At 70.0% G+C, this 13,301-nt stretch carries 12 protein-coding genes; 9 read left to right on the forward strand and 3 right to left on the reverse strand.

Annotated features, from left to right (window positions below; translation table 11 throughout):
* Positions 1-92 precede the first annotated feature (92 nt).
* From ASD21_RS08130 to ASD21_RS08160, 7 genes are all read left to right on the forward strand, one after another.
* Positions 93-1,340 carry an aspartate kinase gene (locus tag ASD21_RS08130; RefSeq protein WP_056439302.1) on the forward strand — a complete coding sequence of 416 codons (1,248 nt, stop codon included), beginning with the start codon at positions 93-95 and terminating at the stop codon, positions 1,338-1,340.
* A gap of 213 nt (positions 1,341-1,553) precedes the next feature.
* Positions 1,554-2,015 carry a hypothetical protein gene (locus tag ASD21_RS08135; RefSeq protein ID WP_056439305.1) on the forward strand — a complete coding sequence of 154 codons (462 nt, stop codon included), beginning with the start codon at positions 1,554-1,556 and terminating at the stop codon, positions 2,013-2,015.
* Between the two features lie 96 nt (positions 2,016-2,111).
* Entirely contained in the window at positions 2,112-2,765 is a 654-nt protein-coding gene (locus ASD21_RS08140; RefSeq protein WP_056439737.1) for a glutathione S-transferase family protein, read from the forward strand.
* A 213-nt stretch (positions 2,766-2,978) separates the two neighbouring features.
* Entirely contained in the window at positions 2,979-3,935 is a 957-nt protein-coding gene (locus tag ASD21_RS08145; RefSeq protein WP_056439310.1) for a DMT family transporter, read from the forward strand.
* A gap of 158 nt (positions 3,936-4,093) precedes the next feature.
* Complete coding sequence (locus ASD21_RS08150) at positions 4,094-4,576, forward strand: glycine zipper 2TM domain-containing protein (RefSeq protein WP_056439313.1); 483 nt, start codon at positions 4,094-4,096, stop codon at positions 4,574-4,576.
* Between the two features lie 201 nt (positions 4,577-4,777).
* Positions 4,778-7,042: a phosphoenolpyruvate--protein phosphotransferase gene (gene ptsP / locus ASD21_RS08155; protein WP_056439316.1), complete on the forward strand. Its 2,265-nt coding sequence runs from the start codon at positions 4,778-4,780 to the stop codon at positions 7,040-7,042.
* Between the two features lie 180 nt (positions 7,043-7,222).
* Positions 7,223-8,317, forward strand: a complete 1,095-nt coding sequence (locus tag ASD21_RS08160; RefSeq protein WP_156398315.1) for a helix-turn-helix domain-containing protein — start codon at positions 7,223-7,225, stop codon at positions 8,315-8,317.
* Between the two features lie 175 nt (positions 8,318-8,492).
* Here the strand turns inward: ASD21_RS08160 and ASD21_RS08165 are convergent, their stop codons facing one another.
* The gene (locus tag ASD21_RS08165) at positions 8,493-9,296 is read right to left on the reverse strand and encodes a hypothetical protein (RefSeq protein ID WP_056439321.1); all 804 of its coding nucleotides are present in this window, start codon (positions 9,294-9,296) and stop codon (positions 8,493-8,495) included.
* A 132-nt stretch (positions 9,297-9,428) separates the two neighbouring features.
* Between ASD21_RS08165 and ispG the strand changes: the two genes are divergently transcribed.
* Positions 9,429-10,568 carry a flavodoxin-dependent (E)-4-hydroxy-3-methylbut-2-enyl-diphosphate synthase gene (ispG, locus tag ASD21_RS08170; protein WP_056439324.1) on the forward strand — a complete coding sequence of 380 codons (1,140 nt, stop codon included), beginning with the start codon at positions 9,429-9,431 and terminating at the stop codon, positions 10,566-10,568.
* A 25-nt stretch (positions 10,569-10,593) separates the two neighbouring features.
* Here the strand turns inward: ispG and ASD21_RS08175 are convergent, their stop codons facing one another.
* Positions 10,594-10,980, reverse strand: a complete 387-nt coding sequence (locus tag ASD21_RS08175; protein WP_056439738.1) for an OsmC family protein — start codon at positions 10,978-10,980, stop codon at positions 10,594-10,596.
* Between the two features lie 88 nt (positions 10,981-11,068).
* Positions 11,069-12,451, reverse strand: coding sequence for an aminotransferase-like domain-containing protein (locus tag ASD21_RS08180; RefSeq protein WP_056439326.1), 1,383 nt, complete (start codon positions 12,449-12,451; stop codon positions 11,069-11,071).
* A gap of 96 nt (positions 12,452-12,547) precedes the next feature.
* On the opposite strand from ASD21_RS08180, the gene ASD21_RS08185 reads away from it, so the two are divergent.
* Positions 12,548-13,237, forward strand: a complete 690-nt coding sequence (locus ASD21_RS08185) for a LysE family translocator (protein WP_056439329.1) — start codon at positions 12,548-12,550, stop codon at positions 13,235-13,237.
* Positions 13,238-13,301 lie beyond the last annotated feature (64 nt).

Genomic DNA, 13,301 nt, shown 5'->3' on the forward strand with positions numbered 1-13,301 from the left:
CCAGCGCCGCTAGAAGACCGCGGCTTGCGCGAGCGGCGGGGTTCGTCCGCTCCCGGCGCAAGAATTGACCTTAGGTTTTTACGGGGTAGGGCGTGTCACGTCTGGTGATGAAGTTCGGCGGCACCTCGGTGGCCGACCTGGAGCGCATCCGCCGGGTGGCGCGGCTGGTCGCGGCTGAAGTGGCCACGGGCAAGCAGGTGGCGGTGGTGGTCTCGGCCATGTCGGGCAAGACCAACGAACTGGTGGCCTGGACGGACGGTTCGGGCCGCGCGGCGCAAGGCTTGCCGGAGTCGGACGACGAGTACGACGCCGTCGTGGCGTCCGGCGAGCAGGTCACGGCCGGCCTGCTGGCCATGACCCTGCGCAACATGGGCCTCAACGCCCGCTCGTTCCTGGGCTGGCAGGTGCCGATCCTGACCGACGACGCCCACGGCCGCGCCCGCATCGAGGAGATCCCGCCGGCCAATCTGGAGGCCTGTCTCGCGGCCGGCCAGATCGCCGTGATCGCCGGTTTCCAGGGCGTGACGTCCGACCAGCGCATCACCACCCTGGGCCGGGGCGGCTCGGACACCAGCGCCGTGGCCATCGCCGCGGCCCTGAAGGGCGACTGCGACATCTATACCGACGTCGACGGCGTCTACACGACCGACCCTCGGATCGAGAGCAAGGCCAAGCGCCTGGCCAAGATCAGCTACGAGGAAATGCTGGAAATGGCCTCGTTGGGGGCCAAGGTGCTGCAGACCCGTTCGGTCGAGATGGCCATGGCCCATCGCGTCCCGGTGCGGGTGCTGTCGAGTTTCGTCGAACCCGGGGAAGCTCCCGGCCAAGGTACGATCGTCTGCGACGAGGAAGAAATCATGGAAAAGCGCATCGTCTCGGGCGTCGCCTATAGCCGCGACGAGGCCAAGATCACCCTGCTGGGCCTGCCCGACCATCCGGGCGTGTCGTCGCAGATCTTCGGCCGCCTGGCCGACGCCAATGTGAACGTCGACATGATCGTGCAGTCGCGCGCCCGCAGCGCCGACACCGCCAACATGGAGTTCACGGTCGGCAAGCGCGACGCCGCCCGCGCCGTCGAGATCGTCCGCGCCGCCCAGAAGGAAATCGGCTTCGAGGACGTGGCCGTCAACGAGGACGTGGCCAAGGTGTCGGTGATCGGCGTGGGCATGCGCAGCCACGCCGGCGTCGCCCAGTCGATGTTCCAGGCCCTGGCCGAGAAGAACATCAACATCCAGGTCATCTCGACCTCGGAGATCAAGATCAGCGTGCTGATCGACGCGGCCTACACCGAACTGGCCGTGCGGGCGCTGCACGCGGCTTACGGGCTGGATCAGCTGTAGGATTTTCTGTCGGAGGAACGCCCCCTCCGTCCGCTTCGCGGCCACCTCCCCGTTGCACGGGGGAGGAGAAGATCGCCTTGTTCCTCCTCACCCGCAACGCGGGGGAGGTGGCGCGCTGCGAATACGCAGCGTGACGGAGGGGGCGTTACGCCGTAAGCAAAACGTCGCCTTCGGACGTTATGACGTCGAAGCGTCCCCCCTCCAGGAGCCTCCATGTCGGTCTTCCATTTCGATCCCGAGAAGAAGTCCGTCACCTTCGAGGGCGATGCCGGGCTGGATCTGCTGTACGACCTGCTGCTGCGCGCCAAGTTCGGCGACGGCTACGAAAAGCCCCTGCTGGTCAGCCCCTGGCTGGCCGCCCTGCTCAAGCAGTTGGACCAGTTCCTGCCCGACGACGGCCAGTGGTTCCCCGAGCAGCCCGGCCGGCCGATCTTCGACGAGGACGACCTGCTGGCCATGGGCGACGCGGTGATCGAGGAAGGCCACACCGTCGGCTGGTGGACCATGACCGAACCCGAGAAGCGCGCCTATCTGCGCGAGGTCATCGCCGCCCCGCATCCGCTGACGGACGCCGAGGTCGCGTTCATCGAGCGCGACATCGACGGCGCGGTCGAGCAGGCCAAGCAACTGGTCGAGGCGATCAGCGAGCCGCTGGCGCTGCCGGGCCACGGCTGACCTCCGGAATTTTCCACGCTCCCTGTCGAAATCGCGCCGCCTGGCGCGACTTCTCCTCGAAGGCCCCGCGGGGGCCTCGTCACGAGGAGCATGAAGATGATCACGGTCAGTGCTTTCGCCTGGGTTCCGCCCTTCGCCCGAGGTCTGGTGCGCGATCTGCGCGTGCGGTGGGCGCTGGAAGAGGCGGGCATTCCCTACACCGCGCGGCTGCTGCAGCTGACCGACAAGGACACCGCCGCCTATCGCGCCCTGCAGCCGTTCGGCCAGGTGCCGATCTTCCAGGACGGCGACTTCGTGATGTTCGAGACCGGCGCGATCGTGCAGCACATCGCCGACCGTTCCCTGGCCCTGGCGCCCGTGGATCCTCAGGGACGACTGCGGATGAACACCTGGCTGTTCGCGGCCCTCAACTCGGTCGAGCCGGCCCTGGAGAACCTGCTCCACATCGACCTGTTCTTCGCCGACGAGGCCTGGGCCAAGGAACGCCGCCCCGGCGCCCTGGCCTTCGCGGCCAAGCGCCTGGAGGGCCTGGCCGCCTGGCTGGACGGCCGCGAATATCTGGAGGACGACCGCTTCACGGCCGCCGACCTGATGATGACCACCGTGCTGCGCATCCCGCGCACCACCGACCTGGTGACCTCGATGCCGGTGCTGGACGCCTATGTCCGCCGCTGCGAGGCCCGGCCGGCCTTCCATCGCGCCCTGGCGGCTCAGGCAGTGTCGTACGATGAGGCGCTGGTCCCGGCGTAGGGCGAACCGACCTTCGGCTTCGGAAGCGAAAACCTCGTCCTTCGACAGGCTCAGGATGAGGTTTTCTACCGCTGCGTCCCGCACAATGGTTCTCATCCTGAGCCTGTCGAAGGACGAGGACCACTCACCGAACTTGAATGTCGATAGGCCTCCGGATCCCCGCCAAGGCTCCGGGACCTTTCGCCGAGCCTTCCGGAGCGCTACCTCCCAGGCATGAGCCAACAGCAGCGCCTCGCGATCGGACTTCTCTGCGGCCTCGTCGCGGGAGCGTTCTGGGGCGGGGTGTTCCTGGCGCCCAAGCTGCTCCACGCCTTCACTCCGCTGCAGATGACCGCCGGGCGCTATCTCTGCTACGGCCTGGCCTCGGCGGTGCTGCTGGCGCCGAGCGCGCGCAAGGTGCTGGGGCGGCTGACCCTGGCCGACTGGCGCGACCTGGCGGGCCTGAGCCTGCTGGGCAACATCGTCTATTACGTCTGCCTGGCGGTGTCGGTGCAGATCGCCGGCGTCGCCCCGGCCTCGCTGATCATCGGCCTGCTGCCGGTCACGATCACCCTGGTGGGCGCCCAACAAAGCAAAAAGGGGCCGGGCGAAGGCGTCGCCTTGCGCCGGCTGGCCGCGCCGCTGCTGATGGTCGGGGCGGGCGTGGTCTGCATCAACATCGCCGCCTTCCAGACCGCCAGCGGCGTGGGCGTCGGGCGGCTGGTGCTGGGCCTGCTGGCGGCGGTCGGGGCGCTGGTGATGTGGACCGCCTACGCCGTCTGGAACGCCCGCCGCCTGGCCGCCACGCCGCGCTTCAACAGTCACGAATGGTCGCTGCTGACCGGGGTGGTCACCGGCCTGCTGTCCCTGCTGCTGATCGTTCCGGCCTTCTTCTTCGGCGGCGCGCCGCACGTCCCGAACGCCTGGGTGTTGTTCTGGAGCGTCAGCCTGGCCGTGGCCCTGGGCGCCTCGGTGATCGGCAACGGCCTGTGGAACGCCGCCAGCCGCCTGCTGCCGCTCAGCCTGTCGGGCCAGCTGATCGTCTTCGAGACCCTGTTCGCCCTGATCTACGGCTTCCTGCACGAAGCCCGCTGGCCCCTACCGCTGGAGGCGACGGCGATCGTCCTGATGCTGGCCGGGGTGCTGTGGTCGGTGCATCTGCATCGACCGGACGAGAGCGGCGTGCACTGACGGGGACATGCCGGTGGGCATGTCCCAAACCCGTTCCGCAAACATGACTGTAATCTGAACATCAGCGTTCAGATCGGGTTCAAAGCCGGAATGCGACAAAGGCTCCAACAGCGCCGCACCGGACTTCTTCCGGCCTGACGCTCGCAAGGAGCAACGCCATGAAGACCTTTGGTAAGTTCACGAAGATCGCCGCCGCCGCGGCCGTCACCGGCGCCCTGGTCCTGCCCGCCTCGGCCGCCTTCGCCGGCGACAAGAGCAACAAGACCGAACGCGCCGTCATCGGCGCCCTGATCGGCGCCGTCGCCGGCGCGGCGCTGTCGGACGGCGACAAGGGCGGCATCGCCATCGGCGCCGTCGCCGGGGCCGCCCTCGGCGCCTCGACGGGCGGCAACAACCACGATCACCGCTATTCCAGCGGCTATCGCGACACCCGCCACGGCTACGGTTCGAGCTACAACAGCGGCTACGGCGGCAACGGCTATGGCTACAACAACAGCCATGGCCAGTCGTACAGCAACGCCTACGGCCGCACGGGCTACGACAGCCGCTACGGCCGAGACCAACGCAGCGACCGCTACAACACCAGCTACCGCTCCAACGGCGGCCAGTATGGCGACGGCTACTACGGCCAGCGCCGCTAACCGCCTTCCGGCCTGAACGACCGGCGCCGTCCCTTCGGGGGCGGCGCCTTTTTCGTGCGCGAACCACGATTTGACCGCGAGCGAACGCTGTGCGCCGCGCGAAATCTGCTATAGCCCGCCTGAGGACGTTCGGCTTCTTTAACCCCTGACGCGTTCTGTCAGGCTAAGCCGTATCGGACATAGGGGAGTGCGCGCGCAAACATGGCGGCGTCCGGGATCGCTGTTCGGGGACCACGCAGCCTGCTTCGGCAGATTCGCGAGGCCATGGCCGGAGGCGGCCCCGCCCAGGCCAAGCTCGACATGGTGGTGCGCACCATCGCCATCTCGATGGTCGCCGAGGTCTGCTCGATCTATCTGCGCCGCGCCTCGGGCGACCTGGAGCTGTTCGCCACCGAAGGCCTGTCGCGCGACGCCGTCCACGTCACCCGCATGAAGCCGGGCGAGGGCCTGGTCGGCGAGACCATGCGCCTGGGCCGGCCGCTGAACCTGTCGGACGCCGCCAGCCACCCGGCCTTCTCGTACCGCCCGGAAACCGGCGAAGATCCCTACCACGCCTTCCTGGCCGTGCCGCTGCTGCGCGGCGGCCGGACGATCGGCGTGCTGGTCGTCCAGAACCGCACCGAGCGGGTCTATGACGAGGAGGAGGTCGAGGATCTGCAGATCATCGCCATGGTCCTGGCCGAGATGGTCAGCGCCGGCGAGCTCTTGGGCCTGACCGAACTCAAGGACGTCGAGATCGCGCCGCACAAGCCCGAGCGGCTGAAGGGCACGCGCTTCGCCGAGGGGCTGGCCTATGGGGTGGCCGTGCTGCACGAGCAGCCGGTGGCCCCCGAGCAGCTGCTGTCCGACGACGCCCTGGCCGAGGAGGCTCGGCTGAAATGGGCGATCGAGGCGCTGCAGACCCAGATCGACGAGATGCTGGAAGGCCAGCACGGCCTGGTCGGCGCCTCCTACGAGGTGCTCGAGACCTACCGGATGTTCGCCCACGACCGGGGCTGGAACCGCAGCTTGCAGGAAGCCGTGCGTTCGGGTCTGACCGCCGAGGCTGCGGTGGAGCGCGTGCGCTCCGAGCACCGCGCCCGCCTGGGCCAGGCCCGCGACCCCTATCTGCGCGAACGCCTGCACGACCTGGAAGACCTCAACGACCGGCTGCTGCGCCACCTGTCGGGCGACGTCCACGCCGTGCGCGTGCTGCCCGAGGACGCGATCCTGATCGCCCGGAACCTGGGGCCGGCCGACCTGCTGGAGTACGACCGCACCAAGCTCAAGGGCATCCTGCTGGAGGAAGGCTCGGCCGCCAGCCACGCCGGCATCGTCGCCCGGGCCCTGGACATCCCCTGCGTCGGCCGCCTGGCCGGTCTGCGCGACCGGGTCAGCGAGGGCGATCCGGTGGTGGTCGACGCCGAGACCGCCGAGGCTTGGCTGCGGCCGCGCTCCGACGTGGTCAAGGCGCTGAAGGCCCGGATGGAGGTCCGCGCCCAACGCAAGGCCGAGTTCGTCCGGATCCGCGACACGCCGGCCGTCACCAAGGACGGCGACAAGGTCACCCTGCTGATGAACGCCGGCCTGGCCGTCGATCTGGACATCCTGGGCGAGACCGGGGCCGAGGGCATCGGCCTGTTCCGCACCGAGTTCCAGTTCATGGTGGCCGAGGAGATGCCCCGGCTCGAGGCCCAGACCGCGCTCTACGAAAAGGTGCTGGAGGCCGCCGACGGCATGCCGGTGACCTTCCGGACCCTGGATCTGGGCGGCGACAAGCTGCTGCCGTACATGGAGCTGGAGCGCGAGGACAATCCGGCCCTGGGCTGGCGCGCCATTCGGATGGGCCTGGACCGCCCGGCCCTGCTGCGCATGCAGATCCGCGCTCTGATCAAGGCCGCGCGCGGACGCGAGCTGCGGATCATGTTCCCGCTGGTGGCCAATGTGGACGAGTTCCGCGCCGCTCGCGCCTTCGTCGACCAGGAAGTCGCCTGGGCGTTGAAGCGCGGCCGCCCAGAACCGGCCCGCCTGGACGTCGGGGCGATGATCGAGGCGCCCTCGCTGCTGTGGCATCTCGACGCGCTGTTGCCGATGACCGACTTCGTTTCGGTCGGCACCAACGACCTGATGCAGTACTTGTTCGCCGCCGATCGGGGCAATCCAAGGGTTTCGGACCGCTACGATCCGTTGTCCCCCGCCGCCCTGCGCGCCCTGAAGACCATCCAGCAGGCCTGCGCCGACACCGGCACGCCGGTCTCGGTCTGCGGCGAGATGGCGGGGCGCCCGCTGGAGGCTTTCGCCTTGCTGGCCTTGGGTTTCGACCGTCTGTCGATGCCGCCGGCCGGCATCGGACCGGTCAAGCAGATGGTGCTGTCGTGCGACCGTGAAGCCGCTCGGCGCAACGTCGAGGCCCTGCTCAAGACCTCGGCCGGATCGCTCCGTGGCGAGATCGAGACCCTGGCGCGCAAGCTTTACGTCGCCATATAGACCCCCGCCTACACATGGCGGGGTTAACCAAGCGCGGCTTTATAGTGTATTGAATCCGGCGACTTACTTTGATATCGACCATAAAGTATTAACAAATCCCGGCTAGGACGGGTGGGGCGGTTGCTGGGTTCTTCTCCTTAGTGGGGTCGAATTCTCCGGTGACGCGAAATTTGGGGTCTCATGGCAGCCATGCCGCTGGATACGGGCAGGGTTCCGCACTTGCATCTGGTCGCCGACGGCGAGCGTGAAGACGCTCCCGTGGCCGCGCACCAGCCTTCGATCGACCACGGCGTCGACATCGGTTCGGCCCTGCGCGCGGCGCGTGAATTCCGCGGCCTGACCCTGCAGGACGTCGCCGACGCCACCCGCATCCGCCTGAGCTATATCGAGGCGCTGGAGGACCTGCGCCTGGACGAGCTGCCCTCGCGCCCGTTCACCATCGGCTACGTGAAATCCTACGCCAAGATGCTGGGCCTGGACGGCGACGCCGCCGTGGCCCGCTTCAAGGTGGACGTGCCCGACGACAGCGAGCCGCTGCGCGCCCCGGTCGGCGTGCGCCACGAGCGCGACCCGCGCCTGGGCCTGATCCTGGCGCTGGGCGTGCTGATCGTGGCCGCCATCGTGCTGTGGAACGTCGCCCAGCGCGCCATCGCCAAGGACGCCCCGCCGGTTCTGGTGGCCGAGGCCCAGGCGACCGCCGCCGTCAACACGCCGGCCGCCGTTCCGGTCGATCCCAACGCCGCGCCCGGCTCGGTCTCGCTGGGCGCGCCGCTGCCGGCGCCGGTCGAGTCGACCACGCCCGAGCCTTACAAGACCCCCGGCCTCGACGACGCCGCCGCCAACGGCGGTTCGGCCGACGCCGTCAGCGCCGCCTCCAAGGCTCGTGCGTCCGAGGCGGCCAAGAGCGGCGTCGATCCCAACCAGGTGTTCAATGTCGGCGCCCCGTTCCGGGCCAAGGGCCCGATGTACGGCGCGGCCCCGGCCGAGGCCTCCGGCCTGATCCTGCAGGCCCGCAAGCCGGGCTCGCTGACCGTCCACGACGCCGGCGGCGCGATCTATTTCAGCCGCTGGATGGCGGCCGGCGAGGCGTTCCGCGCCCCGCGCAACAGCGGCCTGATCGCCGAGGTCTCCGACCCCGGCGCCTTCGAGGTCTACAACGCCGGCGCCCTGACCAGCCGCATGCCCGGCCCGACGGCCTCGCTGGGCAAGCTGACGACCGCCCCGGCGGCGCCGGCTGCTCCGGTCGCGACGCAACCGCCGAAGCCGCAGGGCTAATCCCACCAACCGTCACCCGGGCCTTGTGCCCGGGACCCCTCTGTCCGCGCAAAGGCAGGGGTGTGGCGCGCTTGCGCGGCATTTCGCTTCACCGTCAGCTGAACCAGGGGTCCCGGGCACAAGGCCCGGGATGACGGCGAGTTAGAGGGGTGGATGGTTAGGTTTGCGGCGCGCCCTAACCCCGTCGCCCGCCCGATTTCGCGAACAGCAGGTCCGACCAGTTCCACCGGCGTGACCCCAGGGCCAGGCGCGGCGCCCCCGGGGCGTCGCTGAGCGAGATCAGGACCAGTCCCCGCATCGGGTCGTCGCGGCAGGCCTTCGGCGCGAACGCCACCTCCAGCATGATCAGCTCGCGCACTCCGGCCAGGCCCTTGCCCTCCTGGCCCGGGCTCTGCACCCAGTCGCCGTTCCAGACCAGCACCGCCTTGCCCTTGGCCGCCGCCTCGGGGTGGACCTGGACGAGGGCGGCGCGGACGCGCGGGTTCTTGCGCAGGGCGTCCTGCAGCAGCCGCACCATGTCGCAACCGCCGCCGCCCGGGCCGTTCCCGGCGCCGCCGGCTCCGGATCCGCTGCCGGCGGTCGCGGCGCCGATCAGGTCGGCCTCGCCGAGTTCGGCCACCACCACGGGCGCCGGGGCCGGCTTGGCGGGCAGGGTCTCGACCTCCCGCGGCGGGACCAGGCGCGGCGGGCGGACGGGCAGCTTGGGCGGCGAGCGCTTGGCCGGAGCCGGATCGCCGGCCGGTTCGGGCGCGAGCTTCGGCGGTTCGGGCGGGGGAGGGGGCGGCTCGTACAGCGCCACGACGATCGGATCGGGCTCGGGGGTCATCGGCGGCTGGATGCGCACCGCCCACAGGGCCAGCAGCAGCGCGCCATGGGCCGCGACGCTGATCAGCCCGGCGATGAAGCCGTCCACCCTCGCTCGCCGACGGCGGACCGGCGTCGGGACCAGGGGGTCGTACGGCTGCGGTCGCCCGCTCATTGAAACTCCAAGGTCGTCCCGGGATGGGTCTAGAGACCACCCGCCCGCGTCAGGATCGTGGCGCCCGCGACATTTACGTGACGCTCTTGGGGACCTCTTGGGTTCTGGCGCCAAACCCCTTAGATTGGGCGCATGTCCGCAGACCACACCCACCTCCGCCCCTGGCGCCAGATCGAGCGCCGGCAGTCGCGCAAGATCCGCGTCGGCAATGTCGAGGTCGGCGGCGACGCGCCGATCACCGTCCAGTCGATGACCAACACCCTGACCAGCGACGCCAAGGCGACGCTGGAGCAGATCCGTCAGCTGGAGGAGGCCGGCGCCGACATCGTCCGGGTCTCGTGCCCCGACGTCGACTCGACCACGGCCTTCAAGACCATCGTCCGCGAGGCCAAGGTCCCGCTCGTGGCCGACATCCACTTCCACTACAAGCGCGGCATCGAGGCGGCGCAGGCCGGCGCGGCGTGCCTGCGGATCAATCCGGGCAACATCGGTTCGCCCGACCGGGTGCGCGACGTGATCCAGGCGGCCCGCGACCACGGCTGCTCGATGCGGATCGGGGTCAACGCCGGCTCGCTGGAGCGCGACCTGCTGGAGAAGTACGGCGAGCCCTGTCCCGACGCGATGGTCGAGAGCGCGCTGAACCACGCCCGCATCCTGCAGGACCACGACTTCCACGAGTTCAAGATCTCGGTGAAGGCTTCGGACCCGTTCATGACGGTGGCGGCGTACTACCAGTTGGCCGAGCGCATCGACTGCCCGCTGCACCTGGGCGTCACCGAGGCGGGCGCCCTGCGCACCGGCACGGTCAAGTCGTCGATCGGCATCGGCTCGATGCTGTGGGCCGGCATCGGCGACACCATCCGGGTGTCCCTGGCCGCCGACCCGGTCGAGGAGATCAAGGTCGGCTTCGACATCCTCAAGTCGCTGGGCCTGCGCCACCGCGGCGTCAACATCATCGCCTGCCCGTCCTGCGCCCGTCAGGGCTTCAACGTGATCAAGACGGTGGAGGCGCTGGAGGCGCGGCTGGCCCACATCTCCCAGCCGATGTCGCTGTCGATCATCGGCTGCGTGGTCAACGGCCCGGGCGAGGCGCTGATGACCGACCTGGGCTTCACCGGCGGCGGGGCCGGTTCGGGCATGGTCTACATGGCCGGCAAGCCCGACCACAAACAGTCCAACGAAGGCATGATCGACCACATCGTCGAACTGGTCGAACAGCGCGCGGCCCAGCTGAAGGCGGCGGCCGACGCCGAGGCGATCGCGGCCGAATGACTAGATCCTCCCCAAGGGGGGAGGATCATCCCAGCGACGTCTGGATCGGGACTCCGCCCTTGATGGCCAGGGTCACGGGCGTCCGCTCCGCCACATCCGCCAGCCGCGCCCGCTGAGCCGGGTCCAGCGATCCCGCCGGGACCAGCACGCGCTCGATCCGGGGCGGGGTCTCGCCGCCATGGTAATGCAGCCGGACCTCCAGCGACTCCAGCGGCCATTGCTTGTGCTCGGCGTACATCTTCAGGGTCATGGCCGTGCAGGCTCCCAGCGAGGCCAGCAGCAGGTCGAACGGGGCGGGACCCACGTCGGCGCCGCCGTTGCGTTCGGGCTCGTCGGCCGTCAGGGCGTGGCGGCCGGTGGTGATGGCGGTGGCGTAGCGGGCGTCGCCGATGCGGGCGGTGGCGGTCGCCATGGGCGGCTCCTTGGCTGGGGTCTTGAAACAGATCCCGATGGTGTCGGGCGCTTCCACGGAAGGCGCTAGAACAAATCGGCGGAAACCTTCAGATCACCGCACGCGAACGCTCGTCCACGTCCGACACCGCCGCCGCGACGATCCTCAGGCCCCGTTCCAACTCTTCGCGGTCTCGCGCCGCGCCCAGGCACAGCCGCAGGCCGGTGGTCGCGCCGGGCTCGACGACCGGGGCAGACGGCGGGGTCAGCTCGACGCCGCCGCGCAGGGCCCGGCCGGCCAGGCGCTCGGCGTCCAGTTCCGACATCGGCAGCCAGACGTGCGGGGCGCTGGCCGACATCGGCGTCTCGATGGCGTCGCCCAGGATCTGGCGGGCCAGGACCAGACGGGCGGTCATTTCCTCGCGCACCTCGGCGACGATGGCGTCGGCCGTGCCGTCCTCGATCCACTGGGTGGCGATCAGGCCGCCGAAGGCCGGCGGCGCGTAGGCCAGGGCGCGGACCGCGCGCAGCACCCGGTCCATGTGGTCGCCGGGCGGGGCGATCAGGAAGCCGTGCCGCAGGCCCGGGGCCAGCGACTTCGACACCGCCGAAACGTGGAAGGTCCGCTCCGGCGCCAGCACCGCGAACGGCGGCGGGGCGTTGGGCGCATAGACGGCGTAGATGTCGTCCTCGATCAGCAGCAGGTCGCGCTTGCGGGCCACGGCGACGATCTGGGCGCGACGGTCGGCGCTCATGATCCGGCCGGTGGGGTTCTGCAGGGTGGGCTGGATGGCGACGACTCTGGACGCGCCGGTCGCGGCGGCCTCGTCCAGGGCGTCGGGCCGCAGGCCCTCGGCGTCCATGGCCAGGCCTTTCAGTCGGTAGCCGGCGTGCTCGGCCAGCGCCTTGACGCCGTAGAAGGTCGAGGCCTCGCACAGCACCGTGTCGCCGGGCCGCGCCACCGCCCCGAAAGCCAGGGCCAGGGCCTGCTGGGCGCCGGCCGTGCAGGCCAGCCGGGTCCAGTCCGCGCCGGTCAGGCCGCCGCTGCGCTCCAGCCAGGCCGCGCCGGCCCGCCGCTGGACCTCCAGCCCGGCCGAGGGCGAATAGCCCAGATGCTCGATCAGGTCGGGCCGCCGGCGCAGACGCGTCAGCGTATCGGCCAGACGCGCGTCCGCCGGGCCGCTGGGCGCGATGTTGTGGAACAGGTTGATCGGGCCGCCGTCGCCGGTTCGATCGGGCTTCGCCGCCGTCGCCCCCCGCACGAAGCTGCCGCGCCCGACATGGGCCTGCACCAGCCCGACCTTCTCGGCCTCGACATAGGCCCGGGTCACCGTGCCCAGGCCCAGGCCCAGGCGATGGGCCAGGTCGCGCTGCGGCGGCAGGCGCTCGCCGTCCCCCAGGACCCCCGAGGCGATGTCGGCCCGCAGGGCGTCCAGCAGGCGCTCATACAGCGGCGTGTCGCCGGGCGAGAGGGTGGGGGTCCAGCCGGCCAACGGCGTTCTCCAAAATTGTCACTGGAACAATATAGGTTTTGACTCATGATGCAATTGACAAGATGACCGTGACATTCCACGTCTGGAGTGTCCGTCATGACCGCTCAACTGCTGCTTGCCTTCGTCCTGTTCGCCTTCGCCACCGCCGGCACGCCCGGCCCCAACAACATGATGCTGCTGGCCTCGGGCGCGAACTTCGGCTTCCGCCGCACGGTGCTGCACATCCTGGGCATCAGCGCCGGTCTGGGCGTGATGGTGATGGCCATGGGGTTGGGCCTGGGCGGGGTGTTCAGGGCCTGGCCGGCGCTGCACGAGGGGCTGAAGTGGGTGGGCGGCGCCTACATGCTGTGGCTGGCCTGGAAGATCGCCACGGCCAAGGGCGTCGCCGACAAGGGCGCCAGCTCGCGCCCGATGACCTTCCTGCAAGCCGCCGCCTTCCAGTGGGTCAATCCCAAGGCCTGGGCCATGGCCCTGACCGCCGCGACCACCTACACGCCCGAGGGGTCGACGATCGGGGTGTTCTTCGTGGCGGGGACCTTCATGCTGGTCGGCGCGCCGTGCAGCGCCGCCTGGGCCGGGTTCGGCCAGGGCATGCGGCGCTTCCTGGACCGGCCGCCGGTGCTGCGGGCCTTCAACCTGACCATGGCCGCCTTGCTGGTGGTCTCGCTCTACCCGCTGGTGGTCGAGACCCGGCCGACTGAGGCGTCGAAGTCCGGCGCGTCGAAGGAGGCCCCGCGCCTGCTGGCCGACCTGCCGTCCACGCCGCGCTGGTCGTCGCACGGCTAGGATTGCGGAAACTTAAGTAGGCGTCGGCGGACGGTTGAGCTCTGGTGCGGCCACCTTATCCGGA

The organism is Caulobacter sp. Root1455, assembly GCF_001426905.1.
Taxonomy (GTDB): domain Bacteria; phylum Pseudomonadota; class Alphaproteobacteria; order Caulobacterales; family Caulobacteraceae; genus Caulobacter.